The 23,921-nt window shown below is 53.3% G+C and carries 18 protein-coding genes; 15 read left to right on the top strand and 3 right to left on the bottom strand.

All coding sequences use genetic code 11. From position 1 onward, the window contains the following. Positions 1-80: 80 nt before the first annotated feature. The 4 genes from YERSI8AC_RS15720 (at position 81) to YERSI8AC_RS15705 (ending at position 3,644) form a co-directional block, all read left to right on the top strand. Entirely contained in the window at positions 81-944 is an 864-nt protein-coding gene (locus YERSI8AC_RS15720; RefSeq protein WP_022522709.1) for a LysR substrate-binding domain-containing protein, read from the top strand. Between the two features lie 104 nt (positions 945-1,048). Further along, positions 1,049-2,497: an alanine/glycine:cation symporter family protein gene (locus YERSI8AC_RS15715; protein WP_022522710.1), complete on the top strand. Its 1,449-nt coding sequence runs from the start codon at positions 1,049-1,051 to the stop codon at positions 2,495-2,497. A 197-nt stretch (positions 2,498-2,694) separates the two neighbouring features. After that, a complete protein-coding gene (locus YERSI8AC_RS15710; protein WP_159177037.1) occupies positions 2,695-3,303 on the top strand; it encodes an FMN-dependent NADH-azoreductase in 609 nt (202 codons plus the stop codon). A gap of 41 nt (positions 3,304-3,344) precedes the next feature. Further along, a complete protein-coding gene (locus tag YERSI8AC_RS15705) occupies positions 3,345-3,644 on the top strand; it encodes an MGMT family protein (protein ID WP_022522712.1) in 300 nt (99 codons plus the stop codon). A gap of 241 nt (positions 3,645-3,885) precedes the next feature. Here YERSI8AC_RS15705 and YERSI8AC_RS15700 read toward each other — a convergent pair whose 3' ends face one another. Together YERSI8AC_RS15700 and YERSI8AC_RS15695 are read right to left on the bottom strand one after the other, a co-directional pair. Then, entirely contained in the window at positions 3,886-5,454 is a 1,569-nt protein-coding gene (locus YERSI8AC_RS15700) for a bifunctional GNAT family N-acetyltransferase/carbon-nitrogen hydrolase family protein (protein WP_022522713.1), read from the bottom strand. Positions 5,455-5,496: 42 nt separating this feature from the next. Next, the gene (locus tag YERSI8AC_RS15695; RefSeq protein WP_009287651.1) at positions 5,497-6,411 is read right to left on the bottom strand and encodes a DMT family transporter; all 915 of its coding nucleotides are present in this window, start codon (positions 6,409-6,411) and stop codon (positions 5,497-5,499) included. A 180-nt stretch (positions 6,412-6,591) separates the two neighbouring features. Here YERSI8AC_RS15695 and YERSI8AC_RS15690 point away from each other — a divergent pair, with 180 nt between their 5' ends. The 5 genes from YERSI8AC_RS15690 (at position 6,592) to YERSI8AC_RS15670 (ending at position 15,172) form a co-directional block, all read left to right on the top strand. Further along, positions 6,592-8,613 (top strand): NADPH-dependent 2,4-dienoyl-CoA reductase, encoded by a 2,022-nt coding sequence (locus YERSI8AC_RS15690; RefSeq protein ID WP_022522714.1) that lies wholly within the window; start codon positions 6,592-6,594, stop codon positions 8,611-8,613. Positions 8,614-8,971: 358 nt separating this feature from the next. Further along, entirely contained in the window at positions 8,972-10,018 is a 1,047-nt protein-coding gene (locus YERSI8AC_RS15685) for a threonine aldolase family protein (protein WP_009287653.1), read from the top strand. A gap of 293 nt (positions 10,019-10,311) precedes the next feature. Further along, on the top strand, positions 10,312-12,234 hold the full coding sequence (locus tag YERSI8AC_RS15680) for a PrkA family serine protein kinase (RefSeq protein ID WP_009287654.1): 1,923 nt from the start codon (positions 10,312-10,314) through the stop codon (positions 12,232-12,234). A 38-nt stretch (positions 12,235-12,272) separates the two neighbouring features. Further along, a complete protein-coding gene (locus YERSI8AC_RS15675; protein ID WP_009287655.1) occupies positions 12,273-13,559 on the top strand; it encodes a YeaH/YhbH family protein in 1,287 nt (428 codons plus the stop codon). Positions 13,560-13,603: 44 nt separating this feature from the next. Beyond that, complete coding sequence (locus YERSI8AC_RS15670; protein WP_159177036.1) at positions 13,604-15,172, top strand: SpoVR family protein; 1,569 nt, start codon at positions 13,604-13,606, stop codon at positions 15,170-15,172. Positions 15,173-15,252: 80 nt separating this feature from the next. On the opposite strand, the gene YERSI8AC_RS15665 is transcribed toward YERSI8AC_RS15670, so the two are convergent. After that, entirely contained in the window at positions 15,253-15,567 is a 315-nt protein-coding gene (locus YERSI8AC_RS15665; protein ID WP_022522716.1) for a high-potential iron-sulfur protein, read from the bottom strand. Positions 15,568-15,916: 349 nt separating this feature from the next. On the opposite strand from YERSI8AC_RS15665, the gene YERSI8AC_RS15660 reads away from it, so the two are divergent. From YERSI8AC_RS15660 to YERSI8AC_RS15635, 6 genes are all read left to right on the top strand, one after another. Continuing rightward, positions 15,917-16,192: an Lrp/AsnC family transcriptional regulator gene (locus YERSI8AC_RS15660; protein ID WP_008958975.1), complete on the top strand. Its 276-nt coding sequence runs from the start codon at positions 15,917-15,919 to the stop codon at positions 16,190-16,192. A 105-nt stretch (positions 16,193-16,297) separates the two neighbouring features. Beyond that, the gene (locus tag YERSI8AC_RS15655) at positions 16,298-17,143 is read left to right on the top strand and encodes a DNA/RNA non-specific endonuclease (RefSeq protein ID WP_159177035.1); all 846 of its coding nucleotides are present in this window, start codon (positions 16,298-16,300) and stop codon (positions 17,141-17,143) included. A gap of 210 nt (positions 17,144-17,353) precedes the next feature. Then, the gene (locus YERSI8AC_RS15650; protein WP_159177034.1) at positions 17,354-17,968 is read left to right on the top strand and encodes an NBR1-Ig-like domain-containing protein; all 615 of its coding nucleotides are present in this window, start codon (positions 17,354-17,356) and stop codon (positions 17,966-17,968) included. Next, positions 17,968-20,016 (top strand): TonB-dependent siderophore receptor, encoded by a 2,049-nt coding sequence (locus YERSI8AC_RS15645; protein WP_159177033.1) that lies wholly within the window; start codon positions 17,968-17,970, stop codon positions 20,014-20,016. Before YERSI8AC_RS15650 ends, YERSI8AC_RS15645 begins: the two co-directional genes overlap by 1 nt. A gap of 254 nt (positions 20,017-20,270) precedes the next feature. Then, on the top strand, positions 20,271-20,939 hold the full coding sequence (locus YERSI8AC_RS15640) for a hypothetical protein (protein WP_236557311.1): 669 nt from the start codon (positions 20,271-20,273) through the stop codon (positions 20,937-20,939). A gap of 336 nt (positions 20,940-21,275) precedes the next feature. Continuing rightward, a complete protein-coding gene (locus YERSI8AC_RS15635) occupies positions 21,276-23,894 on the top strand; it encodes a hypothetical protein (RefSeq protein ID WP_159177032.1) in 2,619 nt (872 codons plus the stop codon). Positions 23,895-23,921 lie beyond the last annotated feature (27 nt).

Below are 23,921 nucleotides of genomic sequence, written 5' to 3'. Positions count from 1 at the left end.
CAGGATGCGGAGTAGCCGCAGCAGTGACAAACGATTAATCTGACCCCTAAGACATCATTTAATTTATAGGTCTCTTTTTCATGAGCCAATTACCGCCATTGTTATGGCTACAAGCCTTTGAATCTGCGGCGCGTACCTTAAGCTTTACCGCTGCAGGCAATGAGCTTGGGGTTACCCAAGCGGCCATCAGCCAGCGCGTCAGGCTGCTGGAAGACCGGGTGGGGCAAAAGCTCTTTGTTCGTCATGCACGCAGCTTAACGCTTACCCCCGCTGGGCAGGCGTGGCTGCCCAGCATTCACGATGCGTTTGTGCGTATTAGTGAGGGCACCCTGGAGGTCTTTGGCAGCACCTCTGAGCAGCCAGTGACGCTGCGTGCCACGCCGGTTATTCAGCAGTCGTGGCTGGCGCCGCGTTTAATTGCCTTCCACCGGGCTCATCCCCAGGTGTCGATTCGTGTAGTAAGTGCTATCTGGCCCGATGACTTTGGCCCCGAAGGGGCGGATATCGAGATTCGCTATGGCAAAGGGGAGTGGACGGGCGTTGAAATGCAGCCGCTAGGCGAAGAGCAACTGCTGCCCGTTTGCTCGCAGGCGTTAGCGGACACGCTTACTGCGCCGAGCGATCTGGCTGGGCATACGCTGCTGCACGCTGTCGGTTTTGGCGTGGGGTGGCCGGGGTGGCTGCAGGAAGCGGGGGTTGCTCACCTGGAAGCGCAGTGCTGGTCGCTCACTTGCGATAACCAGGTGATGACACTGGCGCTTGCTAGCCAGGGCGGTGGCGTTGCGTTAACTCATCGACGCTTAATGGAGCAGCGTAGCGATTTGGTGGCGCCTTTTGAGCTCAGTGTGCCCAGCGATGAGCGCTTCTGGTTGGTTCGCCCTAGCCGGCGCCACGTTAGCGACGAATCCGAGCTGGTATGGCGGGGGCTTTGCGATTCAATGTGATAAGTGGTTATTGCTGTTTTAAAGTCTTTTCGCCAATTTCCTTGCCATTTTGGTGCAGCCGTGAAAAATGATGCGCTTTCATTGTTTAAAAAGGCGTGATCTTCATGGACTTTACTCTCCCTCCGTTGCTGACATCGCTGGTGGATCGCGGCAACGGCTTGCTCTGGGGCAGCGTGCTGATTTATCTGCTGATTGGCGCGGGTCTCTATTTTACTGTGATGACACGCGGTATTCAGCTGCGCTATTTCGGCCATATGTTTAAGCTGCTGGGCAGCTCCCGACAATCAAACGGCGGTATCTCTTCGTTTCAAGCGCTCTCAACCAGTCTGGCGGCCCGAGTCGGTACCGGTAACCTGGCGGGTGTCGCGGTGGCTATTTATTTTGGTGGCCCTGGGGCCATTTTCTGGATGTGGATGACCGCAATGGTTGGGATGGCGACCAGTTTTGTGGAGTCCACCCTGGCTCAGGCGTACAAAACAGACCACGGCGACAACACCTTCCGCGGCGGCCCTGCGCGTTATATTGAGCGTGGTTTGGGCTTGCGCTGGCTGGCTGTGCTGTTCTCTATCTGTTTGATCATTGCCTTTGGGTTAGCGTTCAACAGCGTTCAGGCCAACTCTATCGCCCAGGCCATGGAACAGGCGTTCGCCATTCCCACCTGGGCCATGGGGTTAGTTTTGATGGCTGTTGTGGCGCCGATCATCTTCGGCGGTTTGAAGTCGATTGCCAAGGTGGCTGAACTGGTGGTTCCGCTCATGGCGCTGCTCTACTTAATTCTGGCGCTGGTGGTAGTCGGGTTGAATATCAGTGACTTGCCCGCAGCGATCATGACCATTGTGCGCAGTGCATTTGGCTTTGAGCAGGCGGCCGGTGGGGCAGTAGGCTACGCGGTATCCCAGGCGATTATGAACGGCATTCAGCGCGGGCTGTTTTCCAATGAAGCGGGTATGGGCTCGGCGCCCAATGCTGCGGCTACGGCCTCTACGCGGCCAGATCATCCTGCTGCCCAGGGCTTTATTCAGATGCTCGGGGTGTTTCTGGATACCCTAGTGATCTGCACAGCCACGGCGGCGATCATCATTATGGCGGGGCCGGAGCTGATGGCGGGCGATGAGAACAACGGCATTCAGTTGACCCAAATGGCGCTTTCCAGCCATGTGGGCGATTGGGGCGGTATGTTTATCGCGGTGGCGATTCTGCTGTTTGCGTTTACCTCGGTGATTGCCAACTACTCCTACGGCGAGTCCAACATTGAGTATCTGGCCGGGCGCCGCGCCCCGGTTGCCGTGTTTATTTACCGCTTAGCGGTGCTGGCGATGATTATGATTGGCTCGGTGGCAAGCCTGGGGGCGATTTGGAACTTCGCCGACCTCTCTATGGGTATGATGGCTATTATTAACCTGGTCGCTATTCTGCTTCTCTCGCCAGTAGCTTTCGCACTCTTCCGCGACTACGAAGCGCAGTTGAAAGCGGGCAAAGAGCCTGTGTTTGATCCCAGCCTTTTTCCCAAGCTGGTTAATAAAGTCGATCCCAAGGCCTGGCCCAAGAAGTAATCAAGCTTAAGTAAACGAGCTATAGCCATTTAAACCACTAGCTGCGCCCCGCCTCGCATTTTGCGTCGCGGGGCTTTTTATTGGCCGTCACATGATTCGATTTAATCGAATACAAGTCGTAAAACGTTGCGCTTTTGCTTCTTGGAAAGCGCCGTAGAATAGCTTCCAATCCTTCCCTGTACATTTTGGAGCTTTCAATGACGACTCGTGCCCTGGTAATTACCTCTTCGATTCTGGCTGAAAACGGCCAATCCATTGTGTTGGCTAATCGCTTTATTGAGCAGGCGAGCACCCGCAACGATGTAAACGTTACTCAGCGCGACGTGGTGAAAACCTCGCTCCCTCACCTGGATATTAGCGAACTGGGGGCTTGGCAGGTGGCGGCCGCAGAGCGTACCGCTGAGCAGCAGGCGTTAGCCGCGCGCTCGGACGAACTGCTGGCTGAGCTACGCGCCAATGATGTGCTGGTCATTGCGGTACCGATGTATAACCTGGGTATTCCTTCACAGCTGAAGGCGTGGTTTGACCGTGTTTTGCGTGCCGGTGAAACGTTCCGCTATACCGAAAACGGCCCGCAAGGGTTGGTAGAAGGCAAGCGAGCGATTATTCTGGCCGCGCGGGGTGGTCAGTACGCGGGTACGGAATTTGACAGCCAAACACCCCACCTGAAAGCCATGCTGGGGCTGATGGGAATTAAAGAGGTTGACGTGGTCTATGCTGAAGGGCTGAATTTGGGTGAGCAGCAGCGCGAAGCTGCAATAAAAGAAGCTTTCCAAGCGATCGATCAACTGGTTGAGGGGCTTTAAGCACATTCAGAAGCGCCCTCAAGAAATAAAAGGATAGTCACATGGCTCGGCCGGAATTACTCGAACAGATTTACACTATTGTCGATCAAATTCCGCCGGGCCGGGTGACGACCTATGGCCGCATTGCCGCCATGACCGAAGGTGCTACCCCACGCATGGTAGGTTCGGCAATGCGCCACCTGCCGGATGGCCACCAGTTGCCTTGGCATCGCGTGATCGCATCGTCTTTGAAGCTTGCCGATCACGGCGGCGCCGAACGCCAGCATCGTAAGCTACGCGATGAAGGGGTGTTGTTCGATGCCAAAGGCCGAGTGCCCGCGCACCTCGTCTGGCCTGATTAAGCTGCTGTCATTGCGAGGAGCTTGCGACGAAGCAATCTAGGCAGATGTGGCCATAACCCCGAGATTGCTTCGCTTCGCTCGCAATGACATGTGAGGGTGCGTTCGCAATGACATGTGAGGGTGCGTTCGCAATGACATTAGCGGAATCTGACGCGAACACAACCACGCTGCCCAATTTGGGCGGCGTGGTTGTATTTATGAATTGCGTTGGTGAGCCTTCTCGCGATTCACCATTCACCATTCAATCCTCCAAATTAGCACCCGATTTCCACGACCAGTCGCGCCAGCGTAGATCAAACAGATCCTTGCGGCGGTCTTTAAGGTTGGTCACCGAACCCTCGGCACGTACTACCGTTAGGCGAGTGAGATCCAAGTCCGAGAAGAAGATCATCTCGGTATTGGGAGTAGTTTCCGCCAGTACCGCATCGTGGGGGAACGCGAAGTCAGACGGCGAGAACACCGCTGATTGGGCGTACTGGATATCCAAGTTTTCAATCGAAGGCAGGTTGCCGACGCTGCCGCAGAGCACCACGTAGCACTCATTTTCGATCGCCCGCGCTTGACTGCAATGGCGCACGCGCAGGTAACCGTTTTTGGTGTCGGTCCAGAAGGGCACAAACAGAATGTCCATGTCCTGGTCGGCCAGCAGTCGGCCAAGTTCCGGAAACTCCACGTCGTAGCAGATCAGTATGCCCACGCGGCCAGCGTCGGTATCGAACACCTGTAGCTCATCGCCGCCCTCGATCACCCAGTCGCGACGCTCTTGAGGCGTAATATGCAGCTTGGCCTGGCGCTCAACGGTGCCGTCACGGTGGAAGAGGTAGGCGATGTTGTAGAGCCGGTCATCGTCACCCACTTCAATCATCGAGCCGCCGACAATATTGATATTGTAAGAGACCGCCATACGCGACAGTTCAGACTTAAAGCGCTCGGTGAAACCGGCCAAAAAGCGAATCGCGCCCATTTGATCCTGCTGGGCGGCGCGGTCTTGGAGGCCCATCAACGGCGCGTTGAATAGCTCAGGGAAAACGGCAAAGTCACTTTGATAGTCGGAGAGCGCGTCTACGAAGTACTCGATCTGCTGAAGCGCGGCTTCCACCGATGAAAACTCACGCATCTGCCACTGCACCGCACCCACCCGTACTTGGGTCGGTTTGTTGTCGAGCACACTGGCAGCGGGCTCAAACAAAATGTTGTTCCACTCCAACAGGGTGGCGTAACCGCGAGACTGCTCATCTTCAGGCAGGTATTTGCGCAGTAGGCGCTTTACCTGAAAATCGTTGGCCTGCTGGAAAGAGAGAATCGGGTCGTAGATCTCTTTGCGCGAGACTTTATCGATGTATTGGGCAGGCGTGAGTTCATCGGCGTGCTGGTGATACTCAGGAATACGCCCACCGGCTAAAATCGCCCGTAGGTTCATTGAGCGACATAGCTCTTTACGCGCTTCGTAAAGGCGGCGGCCCAGGCGATAACCGCGGTAATCTGGGTGAATCAGCACATCCAGCCCGTACATGGCGTCGCCATCCTCGTCATTGAGGATGATCTCGCGATGGCCAATCAGGTCATCGTACTTATGCGGGTTGGAAAATTCGTCGTAATCCACCTGAACGGTGAGTGCTACGCCCACCAGAAGGCCATCGTCTTCAATGGCGATTTGGCCGTCGGGGAATTCCTGAATTAATTTGTCGATGGTGTGCTTCGGCCATGACCCGCCGATATCGTGATAGACGGCGTCCATCAATGCCTTGAGCTGATCGTAGTCATCGCTCATTAGGTTGCGCAGATTAAGATGCAGTTCTTCCAGGGACATATCAGGGCTTCCCAGCGTTAGAAATCGACGGCCATTCTAGCATTATCGGGCGCTGCTCGGCTTATCCGAGGTTAAACCACGTGCTAACGGGCGTGTCAGCGTTTGCGCCATGATGACACCCGCCAGAATCAGCAGCCCACCGGTAAAGTGGAACCCTGCCACTTGTTCACCCAAGAAGGCCATCGCAATCAGTGCGCTAAACAGTGGCATTAGGTTGATGAAAATACTTGATTGATTGGCACCGATCTGGCGAACTGCGCGCATCCACAAAAAGGTGGTGATGATCGAGGCAGGAATGCCCGCGTAGACAATCAGGCCGATATTCTGACTATCAATAGGTGTCATTGGCCCCATCAAATAAGGCGGTAACAAGAACAGCACCGCAAAACAGACTTGGGCGTAAAGCATCACCCAGGGCGGTAAATTCATCGACCAGCGTTTGAGCATCACCCCATATAGCGCGTAGCAAGTGGCTGCTACCACCATCAGCGCATCACCAAGGGCAACCTCTAGCTGTAGCAGCGAGAGCGGATTACCACGCCCTAGCAGAACGGTAACCCCCACGAAGGCCAGCACGCCGCCCACGATGCCACCCAGGGTCGGCGGCTCGCGAAGAATCAGCGCGCTCAGCAGTACCGTTAACAACGGCACCATGGCGGCGAGAATCCCCATGTTGGTAGCGGTCGTCGTTTCTGCCGCCACATAGGCCAGCCCTTGCCATAGGCCCATGCCGAGTAGTCCAAGCAGCGCTAGCTTGGGCCACTGGCGGCGAATTTCGTCGCGGTGGCGTAACGCTGCGGGGAGTACAAACGGGGTCATCACCGCAAGGGCAAGCAGCCAGCGTAAAAAAGCGATACTGCTTGGCGCGATGGCGCCTACGCTAAGCTGATTAATGGTCATATTGCCCGACCAGATAAGCACGGTGGCGAGTGGCGGCAAAAAATACATCAAGGGCATAGCAACGGTTCCTTATCGTTAGCCGGGTAATGTGACGCGAATTTGCACACTGGGCAAGGGGGAGAACGGCAAACCTGGCAATATTCAGATAGGTAAAGGTCTGTACGTTGCGGCGAGTATGTCATACGCTTGTTTGAATGCGTTTTAACACTGTTACTAATAATACCAAGGAGTACCGTGATGACCCGTGCGCCCGCCTATCCGCACCTTTTCCGCCCGCTGACCATTGGCTATTTAACGTTGCCCAATCGCGTTTTGATGGGCTCTATGCATACCAATTTGGAAGAGGCGCCCAATGGCTTTGAACGCTTAGCGGCATTTTATGCCGAGCGTGCGCGGGAGGGGGTTAGCCTGATCGTCACCGGCGGTATTGCCCCTAATGCGGAAGGCGCCGTATTCCAGGGCGCCCACGCGCTCGTTGATGAGGCGCAGTTGCCAGAACACCGCCAGGTGGCAGACGCGGTGCATGCTGAGGGCGGTCATCTGTGCATGCAGATTCTTCATGCCGGGCGCTACGCCTACTCGCCGGATTTGGTAGCACCTTCGGCTATCCAGGCGCCGATCAATCCCTTTATGCCTAGAGCACTTTCTAGCGATGAGGTTGAGCAACAAATTGCTGACTACGTTCGCTGCGCAAGCTTAGCCAAACAGGCGGGCTACGATGGCGTTGAGATCATGGGGTCAGAAGGTTATCTGATCAATCAGTTTATCTGCCAGCGTACCAACCAGCGTGACGATGAGTGGGGCGGGGCGTTTGAAAACCGGATGCGTTTTGCCGTTGAGATCGTGCGCCGTGTTCGCGAAGCGGTGGGTGAACGATTTGTGATTATCTTCCGCCTCTCGATGATTGATTTGGTCGAAGAGGGCAGCACCTGGGAAGAGGTCGTCACGCTGGGCCAGGCGATCGAAGCCGCCGGGGCGAACGTGATCAACACCGGTATCGGTTGGCACGAAGCGCGGGTGCCCACCATTGTAACCAGCGTGCCCCGCGCTGCCTTTACCGAGGTGACCCGGCGGATCAAATCAGCACTATCGATTCCGTTGATTACCACCAACCGTATCAATATGCCTGAGGTAGCCGAGCGCGTACTGGCGGCGGGCCACGCGGATATGGTCTCCATGGCGCGGCCTTTCCTGGCGGATCCTGCCTGGATACGCAAAGCCGAAGAGGGCTTGGCTGAAGAGATCAATACCTGTATCGCCTGTAACCAGGCCTGCCTGGATCACACCTTTGCCGGAAAGCTGACCTCCTGTTTGGTCAACCCCCGTGCCTGTCATGAAACCGAACTGGTGATAGAGCCCGCGCAAACCCCTAAACGCGTCGCCGTGGTGGGTGGCGGCCCGGCGGGGCTGGCAACGGCTGTGACAGCCGCTAGCCGCGGACATAGCGTGGTGCTGTTCGAACAGCGCAGTGAGCTGGGCGGGCAGTTTAACTACGCGCGTAAGATTCCTGGCAAAGAGGAGTTTAATGAAACCCTGCGCTACTACCGGGTGATGCTGGAGAAATATGCGGTAGAAGTACGTCTAAACACTACGGCAAGCGCAGAAACCCTCGCCGATTTCGATGAGGTGGTCATGGCCACCGGCGTTAAGCCCCGGGAACTCAATCTTCCAGGTCACGACCACGGCAAGGTGTTGAGCTACGCCGAAGCGATTGAATCTCCCGAGCGTGTTGGGCGTAAAGTAGCGGTGATTGGCGCGGGAGGTATTGGTTTTGATGTGTCCGAACTGCTGGCCCACCAAGGCCACCCAGCCTTGGACATTGCTGACTGGTGCGATGAGTGGGGCGTTGATTTGGCAGTCGGCAAGCGGGGCGGTTTAAAAGCGCCGACAGCGCCCATGGTTCCCCGCGAAATTGTCATGCTCCAGCGTAAAACTTCCAAGCCTGGCAAGTATCTGGGGAAAACCACCGGTTGGGTTCACCGCGCATCGCTTAAGCAGCGGGGAGTGAAAACTCTCACCGGCTGCGAATACCTTAAAATGGACGACGAGGGGCTGCATATTCGCCGCGATGGCGTTGACCAAGTACTTGCCGTGGATAGTGTGGTGGTGTGCGCCGGACAGGAGTCAGTGCGTGATCTGCTGGCGCCGTTGGAGCGCGCACGGGCGGTGGTACATATAATCGGCGGCGCGGATGAAGCCAGCGAGCTGGATGCCAAGCGGGCAATTGAGCAGGGCACTCGATTGGCCGCTAGCCTATAGGCTGGATAGAGTAAATTTCATAAATCCCCATTCACCATGTTCGAGGGCAGGTTGAAGCGAGGGTCTTTCGCCATGGCCGGAATAATGTTCCCGACAATGCCGGCATTTCCGCCATCCATGGCGGTCAGATGGCGAAAGTAGCGTCCATGGACGGATTCACAGCGCCCTCGCGGAAACCTGCCCTCGGCCACCGACGTGTCCCGAGATAGTTCTGTGTAGGTGAGTTGAGCGGGTGACGTTAGCCCATAAATGGCGATAGACTAAATGACTAATCTAGTTATTAAGAATAGCTAGATATTAAAGGCGCGAGTGGCACCCAGCTCGCGCCGTTCGATCGCCAGATAAAAGGACTGTCGTCATGACCTCGGAGTGTAGCCCGCGTTTTTTAGCCAGTGATAACACCTCCGGTATCTGCCCGGAGGCGATGGAATATCTACTAGAAGCCAATCGTTGCGATGACTTGGCCTACGGTAATGATCTCTGGACAGCCCGTGCCGCGGATCGCTTTCGCGAGATGTTTGACTACGACTGCGATGTCTTCTTCGTTTTCAACGGCACCGCCGCCAACTCCCTGGCACTCTCTGCAATGGGACGCAGCTACCACAGCGTTATTTGCCACGAGCTTGCGCATATCGAAACCGACGAGTGCGGCGGTCCGGAGTTCTTCTCTAACGGAGCGAAGCTGCTGACCTCTCCGGGGGCCAATGGCAAGCTGACGCCGGAAGGCATTGAGGCGCTGGTCACCAAGCGCAGCGATATTCACTACCCAAAACCCAAAGTGGTATCGCTCACGCAAGCCACCGAAGTGGGCACGCTCTACTCCCGGGAAGAGCTCATGGCGATTCGTGCCATTGCCGATAAACATGACTTGCGCCTGCACATGGACGGCGCCCGCTTTGCCAACGCTTGCGCCAGTCTAAATGCCACTCCCGCAGAAATTACCTGGCAGGTGGGAGTGGATGCGCTGTGTTTTTCGGGTACCAAAAACGGCTTAGCGTTTGGCGAAGCGATTCTGTTCTTTAACCGTGAATTAGCCGAAGATTTTTCCTACCGCTGCAAGCAGGCAGGGCAGTTGGCTTCCAAGATGCGCTTTGTCTCAGCGCCGTGGTTAGGGCTACTAGAAAGTGGTGCCTGGTTAACCAACGCACAGCACGCCAACGAGATGGCGCGCTACCTATCGGAAGGGCTGCAAGCGCTACCCGGCGTATCGCTCATGTTCCCTACCCAAGCCAATAGCGTGTTCGTTGAATTGCCGCCCCACGCTATTGAAGCGTTGAAAGCTAAAGGCTGGACCTTCTATACCTTTATTGGCGCAGGTGGCGCGCGTTTTGTATGTGCGTGGAACACCACCGTTGAATTGCTGGATGGTCTATTGGCCGATATTCGCGCGGTACTTGAGCGTTAAAGCCGTCAGTTACTCTCTTTTTTGCCGCTGTTGGGCGCTTTTGACCTAGTGATGTCGCTGCCTAAAGCAGCGACATCACTGCTTTAGCGCTTTGCGTTTATTTGAGATGCTTGGACTAACGCAACTATTCGTCTGAATAATTCTCTTATCTATATCGCTGCTGCGTTGAAGGTTTTAGTCATCACTTTTTGCTAATGCTGACTACGCTAAAAAAGCGACACCTCGTTTGGCACGCCGTTGCGTAACATTTGGCTTGACGGTGACTGCCTGGGGATGGGCCACAGGAGAGTTTCATGAGCATCTTTGATCACGTTCAAGACCGTTTTTCCCGCGTTCAGCAAGAGGACATGAGCCTGGAGGAGTACCTGGCGCTTTGTCGCCGTGATCCGAAGGTTTATGCCAGCGCCGCCGAGCGCATGCTGGAAGCCGTAGGCGAGCCTGAAGTGATCGACACGGCGAAAGACCCGCGTCTATCACGTATTTTTTCCAATAAAGTGATTCGTCGCTATCCAGCCTTTGCCGAGTTTCACGGTATGGAGGAGGCCATTGAGCAAATCGTCTCCTACTTCCGCCATGCGGCTCAAGGGCTTGAAGAGCGCAAACAGATTCTCTATCTGCTTGGCCCTGTGGGCGGCGGTAAGTCGTCGCTGGCAGAGCGTCTTAAGCTGCTGATGGAGCGGATTCCGTTCTATGCCATTAAAGGCTCGCCGGTCTACGAGTCGCCGCTTGGCTTGTTCTCACCCGAAGAGGACGGCGAACTGCTCGAGAAAGAGTACGGTATCCCACAGCGCTATTTGCGCAGCGTAATGTCGCCCTGGGCGGCAAAACGGCTGAATGAGTACGGCGGCGATATCTCCCAGTTCCGGGTAGTGCGTTTGTACCCATCACGGCTTAACCAGATCGCTATTTCCAAAACCGAGCCAGGGGATGAGAACAACCAGGATATCTCGTCGCTGGTGGGTAAAGTCGATATTCGCCAATTGGAGCTTTACTCCCAGGATGATCCGGATGCCTACAGCTTCTCCGGCGGTTTATGCCGTGCTAACCAGGGGCTGATGGAGTTTGTGGAGATGTTCAAAGCGCCGATCAAGGTGCTGCATCCACTGCTTACCGCGACGCAAGAGGGTAATTACAACCCCACCGAAGGCATGGGGGCGATTCCCTTTGATGGCGTGATCCTGGCCCACTCCAACGAGTCGGAATGGCAGGCGTTTCGCAATAACCGCAATAACGAAGCGTTCCTTGACCGGGTTTATATCGTCAAGGTGCCTTATTGTTTGCGGGTTACCGAAGAGATCAAGATCTATCAAAAACTGCTCGAAGACTCTTCGCTTAACGCCGCGCCCTGCGCACCGGACACGCTGCGCATGTTGGCCCAGTTCTCGGTACTGTCACGGCTAAAAGCGCCGGAAAACTCCAATATTTACTCGAAAATGCGCGTTTACGACGGTGAAAATCTGAAAGACACCGACCCTCGCGCCAAGTCGATTCAGGAGTACCGCGACGCCGCAGGCGTTGACGAGGGTATGCAGGGGCTTTCCACCCGCTTTGCGTTCAAGATTCTTTCTAAGGTATTTAACTTCGACAGCACCGAGGTGGCCGCTAACCCAGTCCATTTACTTTATGTGCTTGAGCAGGCGTTGGAGCGTGAGCAGCTGCCATCGGAAGTGTTTGAGCGCTACTTGGGCTTTATCAAAGAATATATGGCGCCTCGTTACGTGGACTTTATTGGTAAGGAGATCCAGACCGCTTACCTCGAATCCTACAGCGAGTATGGCCAGAATATCTTTGACCGCTATGTGACCTACGCAGATTTCTGGATTCAGGATCAAGAGTATCGTGATCATGAGACCGGTGAGTTGCTAGACCGCCAGGCGCTCAACGAAGAGCTGGAGAAAATCGAAAAACCCGCGGGTATCTCGAATCCCAAAGACTTCCGCCACGAGGTGGTCAATTTTGTGCTGCGGGCGCGGGCGCAAAACAACGGTATGAACCCGAGCTGGCAGTCCTATGAAAAGCTCAAGGGCGTTATCGAGCACAAAATGTTCGCCAATACCGAAGAGCTGTTGCCGGTGATTTCGTTCAATGCCAAGGCTTCTCGCTCGGATCAGAAAAAGCACGAAGACTTTGTGGCGCGGATGGTCGATCGCGGCTACACCGAAAAACAGGTGCGGTTGCTATCCGAGTGGTATCTGCGCGTGCGCAAGTCCCAGTAATGGATGGTGTGCTTAAGATGAGCGTTTAAGGAGGTCGTATGACCTACTTTATTGATCGAAGGCCGAACGCGAAACATAAAAGCGCGGTGAACCGGCAGCGCTTTTTGGAGCGCTACCGTAAGCATATCAAGCGCTCGGTTGAAGAGGCCGTTAACCGCCGCTCGATTACGGATATGGAGCGTGGTGAGAACGTTTCGATACCGGCAAAGGATATCTCCGAGCCGGTCTTCCAGCATGGCCCGGGTGGGGCGCGTAATATCGTTTCACCCGGTAATAAAGAGTTTGTCGCCGGTGATAAAATCCGCCGCCCCAGTGGGCAGGGGGGCGGTGGTGGCGCAGGCGAGGGCGGCCCCTCTAATCAGGGTGAAGGCGTCGATGAGTTCGCTTTTACGCTGAGCCGCGAAGAGTTTTTGGAGTTTGTTTTTGACGGTTTAGAACTGCCCCATTTGCAGCGCAAACCGTTGAAATCGCTTGAAGAGGTCAAAATGGTGCGGGCGGGGCTCTCCCGGGACGGTGTGCCGTCGCGGATTAGCATTACCCGCTCTATGCGCGAAGCCTATGCTCGGCGCATTGCTATGCGCGCACCGATTAAACGGGCGTTAAGAGAGGCGATTGATGCCCTGGAGGCCGAAGAACGCAAGGACACGGTGCTGCGTAATCCCACCCGCATTGCCGAGCTGAAAGCCGAAATTGAGCGCCTGGAGAAGCGCATCGCGGGCGTACCGTTTATTGACACCTACGACCTGCGCTACCACCAACTAAGCGCACAGCCTCAGCCTTCCAATCAAGCGGTGATGTTTTGCGTCATGGATGTCTCCGGCTCGATGACCCAAAACCACAAAGACATCGCCAAGCGGTTTTTCCTGCTGCTCTATCTGTTCTTGGAGAAGCACTACGAGAAGGTCGAGTTGGTTTTTGTGCGCCACCATACGGCTGCTCGGGAAGTCAGTGAAGAGGAGTTTTTCTACTCGCGGGAAACCGGCGGTACGATTGTTTCCAGTGCGCTGAACCTGGTGAATAAAATCATCGAAAAGCGCTATCCCGTTGGCCAATGGAATCTGTATGTGGCCCAGGCGTCCGATGGTGATAACTGGGATGATGACTCGAATATTTGCCGCGACTTACTGGTCAAACAGTTGATGCCGCAGCTGCAATACTACGCCTACGTTGAGATCACGCCCCATGACCATCAGTCACTGTGGCATGAGTACGAAAGTGTGGTGAAAGAGTTCCCCGAGCGCTTTGCCATGCGCCAAATTGTGGAGGCGGGCGATATTTATCCGGTCTTTCGTGAACTGTTTAAGCGCCGCTTAAGCCAGTCCTAGTGACCTTGTATACAGGTTAGTGACCGCGTGTAGAGGAGGGGGCTATGAGTGCGACCCGCAAGCGTAAGCCGATTGCCACCGGCTCCGATTGGAACTTCAGTGTACTGGAGCGTTTTGATGCGGAGCTGGCCAGGCTCGCTGATGAGTATCGGCTAGATACCTATCCTAATCAGATAGAAGTCATCACTACCGAGCAGATGATGGATGCCTATGCGAGTGTAGGCATGCCGGTGGGCTATCACCACTGGTCGTTCGGCAAGCAGTTTCTAGCCGTCGAGCAGGCGTACAAGCGTGGCCAGATGGGTTTAGCCTATGAACTGGTGATCAATTCCGACCCCTGCATCGCTTATTTAATGGAGGAGAATACGCTGATGATGCAGGTGTTGGTGATGGCTCACGCCTGCTACGGCCACAACTCCTTTTTTAAAGGTAACTACCTGTTTCGCACCTGGACCGATGCCTCTTCAATTGTTGATTACCTGGTGTTTGCGCGTAAATATATCGCCAAGTGTGAAGAACGCCACGGCGTGCAGGCCGTTGAGCAGTTACTGGATGCTTGCCATGCGCTACAAAACTATGGGGTCGACCGTTACAAGCGGCCCTCGCCGATCTCTGCCGAGGAAGAAGCGAAGCGCCAGGAGGAGCGTGAAAGCTACCTGCAAACCCAGGTGAATATGCTCTGGCGTACCATTCCGGAGGCACCTATCAGCGATTCACCGCTGTCAACGGGGTGCCTGCATGCTGACGATGACCCATTGGGCTTGCACAGCGGCGGCCACTATCCTCCAGAACCTCAAGAGAACCTGCTCTACTTTATTGAAAAAAATGCGCCGCTGCTGGTGCCCTGGCAGCGTGAGATCGTGCGGATTGTGCGCAAGTTGGCACAGTATTTTTATCCTCAGCGGCAGACCCAGGTAATGAATGAGGGCTGGGCGTGCTTTTGGCACTACACGCTGATGAACCGGCTCTACGATGATGGCAATGTCGATGAGGGATTAATGCTGGAGTTTCTACAGTCTCATGCGGCGGTCATTAACCAGCCAGCGTTTGATCATCCTCACTTCAGTGGGATTAACCCCTATGCCCTTGGCTTTGCAATCTTTATGGATATTAAGCGGATCTGCGAAGCACCCACCGATGAGGATCGCGAGTGGTTCCCTGATATTGCAGGCACTCCGTGGCGGGAAACGCTGGAGTTTGCGATGCGCAACTTCAAGGATGAGTCGTTTATTCAGCAGTTTTTATCGCCGAAGGTGATGCGTGACCATAAGCTGTTTTTGGTGGTGGATGACGATCAGGTGGAGACCCTTGAAGTCGCAGCAATTCATAACGAACAGGGCTACCGCCAGGTTCGGGAAGCGCTTGCCACTCAGTACGCGCTCTCTGTTCGCGAACCCAATATTCAAGTGGTTGAAGCGGCTATTCGTGGGGATCGCTCGCTAACACTCCATCACGTGCAGGATAGTCGCCGCCCATTAGGCCGCAGTGTTTATCCGGTGATTCGCCATCTACAGCAGCTATGGGGCTTCCCTGTTCATCTTGTCTCTTTGGAAGAAGGACGGGTAACGCGGCGTTTTCATTGGCCGGTAGAGGATGAAAGCCCGGCTTCTTAGCTGCTAGCGTGTCTTAAACAAAACTACCCCGCCCAAATGGCGGGGTAGAGGTGCTTATACGGCTATCAAGTTTTAAATGCTTAAGCTTGAGCAGTCCAGGATTGGCACCAGCCAGCGGGTGCTACGCTATTCTCTGGAAATAGCTGGCAACCCTCAGTGTCTGCATTAAAGAACATGCAGTTATCGCAGCGTTCGCCCTCTTCATAAGCGGGATGATCGCTGGCTTCACTGGCGTCTTCTACATAGTTAAGCGCTTGGGCGTTGCTTGCGGAAGGGTCAAGGCGCGGCAGCTCTTGGGCGAAAGCAGTTTTAGAAAGAATGCCAGCTCCCAGTGGAAGGGCTGCAAGACCCAACATGCTGTTGCGCATAAAGTCACGACGGCTCTTATTAGCCATGATTTCTCCTTATCGTCACGGTCTGACGTTTGGTCACGTTGTTGGGTGGTTATCCACCTCTTTGTGCTCCGCGTAGTCTTATAAGCCGGAGCTCTCTGCTACATCTTTCAATCAGTTGTATTTTCGACCTACTATTTTTTTTCAACCTACTACAATTTAGGCCAGCCGTTTTCAACCCTATTCTTAAACTACATGCTAGCGGATGTATAAGGGTTGTGCGAATAGTGCTGCTGGAATAGCGACAATTGGTCACGCTGTCGCCGGGTGCTGCGCTCGCTTCCTCGTCGCTGCTATACTCTGCCCAGCTTTGACACTACTTTTATGACCATTTTCTCTTAAGGGGCGCGCCATGCAAAACGCAGTCATTTTAATCAATACCGATAAAGGCCAGGTCAAGGCCGTGGCCGAGCGCTTGGCCGATGTAGAGGGCATTAGCGAGGTGTACTCCACCTGCGGCCGCTACGACTTAGTGGCCATTGCTCGCACCCGTGATTTTGAAAGCTTGGCTGAATTGGTGACTGAGCGTCTGAACGCCGTAGAAGGTATCAGCGATACAGAAACCCTGAATGCCATGCAGGTTCACTCCCGCCACGATCTTGAAACCATGTTCTCTTTGGGTTGGTAGCCCTTTATTATTTGGTTACACACAAAGCGTTCACGAACGCAGTGAAAATGAAAAAGCGCTAATGTAAGCATTTAACAAGGGGAAAGTCTGTTGGGAACATCGCTTTTGAGCTGGCGTCGACAGGGGCGACGCCTGGGCATTGCTGTGCTTTTTGTGGTAGTTGGCACAGGGCTGTGGGAGTTTCAGGAGCGCCAGCATAAAGATGCTTACACCTGGATGGGGGTGCCAACGTGGGAGGCGTTTCGCCCCACTACGATGCACCGAGTGCTGCGCAATGATGGCTACTTGGTAGGCTGGTCCGATGTGCGGGTCAATCCGCTATGGGTAAGTTATCAGGTTGAAGCAGTAGACGACTCGAGCATCGGCCCAAGGCCAAATTTTCAAGCCGATTGGCGCACGCTATGGCCGATAGGCACCGACAGCTACGCCGGTAGCGGTTACGACCGAGGCCATTTAGCACCAAACTACGCCATTGCAGCGGTGCATGGGCGCAGCGCTCAGGTCGATACCTTCCTAATGAGTAATATGTCCCCGCAACGGCCCAACCTGAATCGGCAGCTCTGGCAGCGGTTAGAAGAAGCGGTAATGGATCACTTTGCGCCACGCTTTGACCGGTTGCAGGTGATGACCGGCCCCATTTACCCAGAACACTTTATGGATAACGTGTTCAACCGGGTAGGGTTGGTCGAAGTGCCTTCGGCTTTTTACAAGATCATAGTAGCGCCGCACAACGAGGCACCATTAGCGTTGGCGTTCATCATGCCACAAGACGTTCGGGGCAATGAGCCGCTGGATGACTATTTGGTGACCATCGATGAGATTGAGGCACGCACAGGGCTTAACTTCTTCCCCGACCTGACACCACAGCTTGAGGCTGTACTGGAAGGTGAGCTGCGTATACAGGGGTGGGCGCTGGAAGAAGTAGCAAAGCGGCCGGGGCGGTATCAATAGTTGTCGAATGCCTTTTGTATCCAAGCCATATCGTTCCGCTCTCTATCCCTTACCCTAAATTAATGACATCTAATTTAGTCTTAATTAAAATTAACTTTTTATTGAATTTTGCTTTAATTTCATGATAATGGCTTAAAGGATGATTTCAAAAAAACCTCTTGGGTGTGCGATCAGGAAGGTCAAGTACATCTAATTGTAAGGCTATCCTTTATGAGTGGGAGACGGTTTGCAACATCGTTGAATGAACTAATTGAACAGTCTAATCTCACCAAAACCCAGTTGGCCGAACGGGCAGGTATTTCTCGCGCTAGCCTGTATAACTTGCTCAGTGGGGACGTGGCAGAGAGCAAGCTTTCAACGTTAATTCGTCTCTCTTCGGCACTCGGTGTTCACCCGCTCGACATTATTCATCCCTACTTTCATAAAAGCATGCGCGGTAGGCTGGCGACTACTCATCAAGCGGGCACCGCCTTTATCGAGGATGTTACTTACCCGGATTACTCATCTGTGATGCCGCATCAAACCTTTGTAAAAACATGGGCGGTCATGAATACAGGCAAAGCCCCTTGGGAAAACTTATTTTTAGTTTGTCAGGATGCACCTGTCGAGGTGGGGGGGATGGCCATGGGACTCCAGCCGGACCAACCTCGTATCGCCATTCCCAACACGCTACCAGGCGAGAAAGTTTTGTTGTCCGTTACGTTAACCGCCCCAGGGTTACCTTGTACCGTTAAATCCGAATGGAAAGCCGCTGATGCCAACGGCGAGCTGCTGTTTCCTGATAAAGTCCCGCTCTATTGCATTGTCAAGGTGTGCTCATTGTGATGTTGAATCTATCCTCCATACGCAAGCCTGGACAAGCGCTGTTAACCATAGGAGGCACGTTCGTTGTATCCGTCGTGTCCGTAAATGGCACTGCTCAACCTGTCGATCTAACGACCCAAATTGTTTATGCCCCAGTGTTAGTGAATCAAGAGGTTGGCCTCACTACTGCTCAGACTCCATTCCATCAAACGAAAAATACCCTAAGCGCTGATTTTCTAAATCGTTTTAATGCCCGTTCTGCAGCCAATCTGAGCGACTATGTACCGGGCGTTCAAATCAGCCGCAATGGTGCAGGAATGGGAGAAGACTACTCGATACGTGGCTTTCCATTAGGTGGGCGGCTGTTGTTGGATGGCGTACTAGATAACCAGAGCTATTATGTTCGCGACCCGGCCACCTACGAGCAAGTCGACTTTATAAAGGGCCATAACAGCGCATGGTATGGCGCTGGGGTGCCAGGGGGCTCGATCAACTTTATTGCCAAAAGGCCGCAATACCAGCCAAGCACTAGCGTTACTGCTGGCCTGGGTAGCGATGATTATCAAGCGCTGGTGGTGGATTCTACCGGCCCGCTAGCACCACACAGTGCTTGGGCTTACCGCACGGTGCTGGCGGCTCGTCATCTTAATAGCGATAAGCAAAACGTAGACTCAAGCCCGGTAACGTTGCTCAATAGCGTAGCGTGGCAGGGAGAGAGCACCGAGCTTACTGGTAGCTGGGAATATAGTCGCCAGAACTATCCCTACGATTTTGACAATGTCTATGCTCAGGGCTCGCCGGTTTATGATGTCTCCTATGTGCATCCCGCCTCATTCGCGAAAAGCGAATACCACCGCTTTGAGCTGCAAAGTGACACTCAACTTGCATCTAACCTTCGTTTAGAAGGTATTTACCGGCGCATTACCGGTCAACGTGAAGAGAAGCGGGTTGGCTTTTGGTTTATGGCCGACGAAGACAGTCCCTTGCCAGGCTACTACCGGGAAGTGGATGAACACTTTACCCAAAACACCGGTCAGCTTAGCTTGCATTACGACTACGCACTGGGCGGGCTGCGCCATGAAACCGCCGTGGGGCTGGCATACCATGAAACTCAGTCGACTTATGATGACGCCGTTTCATCATACGATTTTAGTCTGAATATTTATCAGCCGGATTTTGACGTCTCACTACCCAGTCAAGACCAACTAACCCCATTGAGTGGCAATATCGACTGGCAGGAATCTGCGCTATTAATGAGTCAGAAAAGTCAACTAAGCGATACGCTTGACCTCTCTTTAGGCGCACGTTATACGGATTATCGTTTAACCAATGTGAGCGGAAACTCCAGCACAAGCGAAGCGGATAACCGCACGTTGAGTTATTCCGCTGGCTTGGCCTGGGCGCTTGATGACCAGCTAACTTTACGCGCCAGCTATAGTCAGTCGTGGCTGGCTAATCGAGGGCAGGATAAAAACGCTAATTACTTTGACCCCAGCCGTGGTGTTCAGCACGAGCTGGGGCTTAACTGGCAGCCGACTCCCTCCGCCACGCTGGATATGGCGCTGTTTAACATTCGCCAGAACAACCTGCTGGTACGCGACCTGGAAATAGCTGAACGCTATGTGCTGGCGGGGGAGAAAACGGTGAAAGGCGCTGAAGCCAATCTAAGCATTGAATTGAATGATCAATGGCAAGCCACTGCCGCCACAACGTACATGGAAGCCAGACTGGAGAAAACCAACGACGCCAATGAAGGCAACCGCTTTCCCAGCGTTCCCACCCACCAGCACTCCTTGCTGCTGCATTACCAGCCGATCAGTCAGCTAACCCTCACGCCGGGTGTGGTTTACCAAGGCAGCCGCCCCGGCGACCGGGCTAACAGCTTTTATGTGGATAGCTACACCCGCTACGACCTAAGCGCCCACTGGCAGGCGATGCCCGACCTCTCAATACAAGCCAGCATTCAAAACCTCACCGATATTGACTACGTCATCAGCAGCGCCGCCGACGATTTCTTGCGCTTTGGTGATCCTCGCACGCTGCGCATTAGTGCCACCAAGCAGTTTTAGGCCTGCACTGCCGCTTGTTTTAACTTTTTAGCGGCAGTGTCCAACTGGTTAGACACTCTTCTTGGTAGTTTTTCTTAACCGTCAACGAATTCACATTGCTGGTGTGAATGCACAGGTTACACCAAGCGATAGAAAAGTGACGTAGGTGCTTTGGCAGTGGCGTTATGCCGCTAAACATAATGACAAGCCTTTCGTCACATCCAACAAGCCTGCCATTGAGCAGGCGATGATAAAACAGCAAGGGACACATGATGATGAAAAGAACCGCAAGCGTTATTGCAACCGTAGCGCTGGTCGCTACGACTCATGCTCACGCCTTTGAGCCTCGGGTATCTGTGGGGGCTGTGGCGGGTATGACTGGCTTAGGGGCCGATGTTTCCTGGCGCTTTAATGAAAATCTCGCGGTGACCGGGCGCTATACCGATGGTCTAAGCTATGACACCGATTTTAATCAGGATGGCGTCAATTACGATACCGACTTTGACCTAAAAGCCTCTAGCGTTAAATTGGATTACTTTCCCTTTGCTGGCAGGTTCTTTCTTTCGGCAGGGATTATGATGCCGGATATTGATGCCAGCGTAACAGGTAACCCGCAAGATGGCTCGGTGTATGAACTTAACAACCGAAGCTACAACGCTAGCGAGATTGGCTCGGTGATTGGTAATGCTACCCTTACTGACGGTGTTCAACCGTATGTGGGCGTTGGCTGGCGTAGCTCCCATAAAGCGGGTCTGGCGCTGTTTTCTGAGCTTGGGCTAGTGGCTACCGATACGGATGTATCGCTAAGGACGAGCAGTAATCAGGAATCCGTAGACCCAGTTCTTCAGCAAGATATCCGCGCAGAAGAACAAAAACTCAAAGACGACATTGATAAGTTGCCTGTGTTCCCTGTAGCTGTGTTTGGCATTACTTATACGTTTTAACGAAGAGTAAACACTGGGCTCATGGTGGGGGCGATGTTGGCACCCCCTGCCATGTAGCCGCTCAATCCCATATGCTCTCTACAGCTTACAGCCACTGCAGCCAGTCATTGTTATTACCTTGTATTCAGGATTGGGCGGTGTATTCATGATCTCCTGTTGGCTACTACCCCTTTTTTTGCATTTCTGCAGCAGTGTCCAACCGCTTAGACATCCTTCTTGGTAGTTTTCCTTAATTAAGTACCGCAATGCTCACTGTCTTGTAGCTGTCAACTAGCTACGCATCGGTCGAGTGGGCTGTGGATCTAATAAGTAGGGAACTATACAAGGGGAAGCCTTATGCCAACGCCATCAACTACACAAAGCACCACACAGACAAATACTCTAAAAGGCGCCGGTGATGGGTCTATTTGGAAGACTGGCAATGGGAGCCAGTTTGCGAACACACATGCATTTGCCGCACTCAAAGAAGACGGATCGGTTGTTACCTGGGGAGTGGATATTTGGGGCGGAGACTCAAGCGCGGTAGCCGGGAAGCTTAACAGTGGAGTCAAGGCGATATACTCTAATATTCAAGCTTTTGCTGCACTGAAAGAAGATGGTTCCATTGTGACTTGGGGAAATGATCTCGATGGCGGAGACTCAAGTCTGGCGGCTAATGAACTCACCGGCGGTGTCAGGAAGATATTCTCGACATCTATGGCTTTTGCCGCGCTGAAAGAGGATGGCTCCGTTGTGACCTGGGGTAATGGGTACCGCGGTGGAGACTCAAGCACTGTAGCCGACGAGCTTTCCGGTAAGGTAATTAATATATTCTCTAACATGGGGGCTTTTGCTGCGCTGAAAGAAGATGGCTCCGTGGTGACGTGGGGCGGTGCCTATGGGGGGTATTCAGGCGTGGTAGCTGATGAGCTGTCCGAAGATGTTAGCCATATTTTTTCAACTCAAGTTGCCTTTGCCGCATTGAAAGAGAATGGTTCTGTCGTGACTTGGGGCACTGATCAAGGTGGCGGTGATTCAAGTAATGTAGCTGATGCGTTGTCCGGCGGCGTCAGTAAGATATTCTCGACGGGATCCGCCTTTGCCGCGCTCAAAGAGGATGGCTCCGTCGTGACTTGGGGCCGTTATCTCGAAGGTGGCGATACAAGCGAGGTAGCAGATAAGTTATCCGGCGGTGTCAGAGAGATATCTTCGACGACTAAGGCCTTTGCTGCCCTGAAAGAAGATGGCTCCGTCGTGACTTGGGGCCATTATCACGCAGGTGGCGATACAAGCGAGATAGCGGATGCGTTGTCCGGTGGCGTCAGTAAGATTTTCTCGACGGATTCTGCTTTTGCCGCCCTAAAAGAGGATGGTTCCGTTGTGATCTGGGGGGGCGGCTCAAGCGCGGTGGCTGGTGAGCTCTCCAGCGGCATCGTCGAGATATTTTCGACTGCAGGTGCCTTTGCGGCGCTAAAAGATGATGGTTCTGTAATCACTTGGGGTGATCCACATTCCGGAGGAGATTCTAAGAATATTGAAGAAGAACTAAGTGGCGGTGTGAGTACTATTTATTCAACGCAAAATGCTTTTGCAGCCCTTAAAGAAGATGGATCAATTGTTACATGGGGAGACCCTGGCTATGGCGGCGATTCTAGCAGCGTAGCCGATCAGCTTTCTTCTGGTGTCGTCGGCTTCGCCTCACCCTTTGGTACGCCTTATGAAACAGGGTTGGGTGGGCTTGAAGGAACACCTGGAGAAGATGGAGAGCCGATAGAAGAACCAGAAGAACCAGAAGAACCAGAAGAACCAGAAGAACCAGAAGAGCCAGAAGAACCAGAAGAACCAGAAGAACCAGAAGAACCAGAAGAACCAGAAGCTACTCTTGATGTGGATAATCTCACGCTAGCTTCAGACCCAGCTTGGCAAGCACAGACAGATGGGAGCTTTACCAGTGCTGATGGAGCAGTGGTTAGAGTATTCCATCGGGATACCAATGCGCTGCTTTTCAGAGTTGAAAATGGCAGCGTTGAGGTCACCGATGGCAAACTATTGGTTGATGGTGACATATATGGCGCCGCAGCTCACGAAGCACCACTCTTGGATGGTACGTTTACTGTTGATGCACACTCATTAGACGTAACCGACTTTCACGACCGCAACAGCGATACCAGCCACCGCCTGGGAGGCATGATAGAAACGCAGATGTCAGATTTGCGGTTAACTGAAGATAAGTTAGTGCTGGAAGGCGATTTACTGTTTTCAGGCCAGTTTAGCTCTCTAAGTACTAATAATTCGCCGATTCTTTTTTGGGTAGATGAATCAGGTATTATGCTGTTGCCAAGTAATATTGGCTATCGTTGGAATACGAATACAAAGCTTGAACTGAGTGTGCCTGGAAGCAGCTTAGGTTTTATGCTTTCAGATGCTAGTGCAAATTATGATGTTTTCGAAAATGCTTTTTATATAGGGGGGAAGGGCGAGCTTTCATGGGGTGGTGCCGTGGGCAATCAGTTAAGCTTATTGGGCATTGAGCGCAGCCTGACCTTAGATTTAGCAGGTGATGCTCAGCCTTGGGGGCGAGGTGATAAATACATTCGCATCCAGCCAGAAAAAGATAGCTGGAAATGGGACATAGTAGGTGATTTAACCTACAAAGCTGAATCAATTGGCTCTAATACTGGGTTTGCACCGTGGGTCACTAATGCCACTTTATCATTAAATTCGATTAATGAAACTTTTGAAGGAGCGTTTGATGTTCAATTGCCTCCCATTTTGAATTCAGTAACAGTTAATGCCGAGGTTGGTGCAGAATGGGATCCGTTAGCACTTGATAGGTTACAAATGGAGGTGGGTGAATTAAACATTCCATTGGCTTCAACCGGCTTGATACTTACAGGTGGTGACATTAAATTGGAGGGTTTAAGTAGCAAGATTGGAGATGCGGGTGATTGGGCTTATGAACTAGGGAAGGTCTGAATAACTGCCGATATTCATCAACGCTTA

It is taken from the genome of Halomonas sp. 113 (genome assembly GCF_904067645.1).
In the GTDB taxonomy this organism is placed as follows: Bacteria; Pseudomonadota; Gammaproteobacteria; order Pseudomonadales; family Halomonadaceae; genus Vreelandella; species Vreelandella titanicae.
Note: the sequence above shows the minus strand (reverse complement) of the source record. Positions and strands in the feature narration are given on the sequence as shown.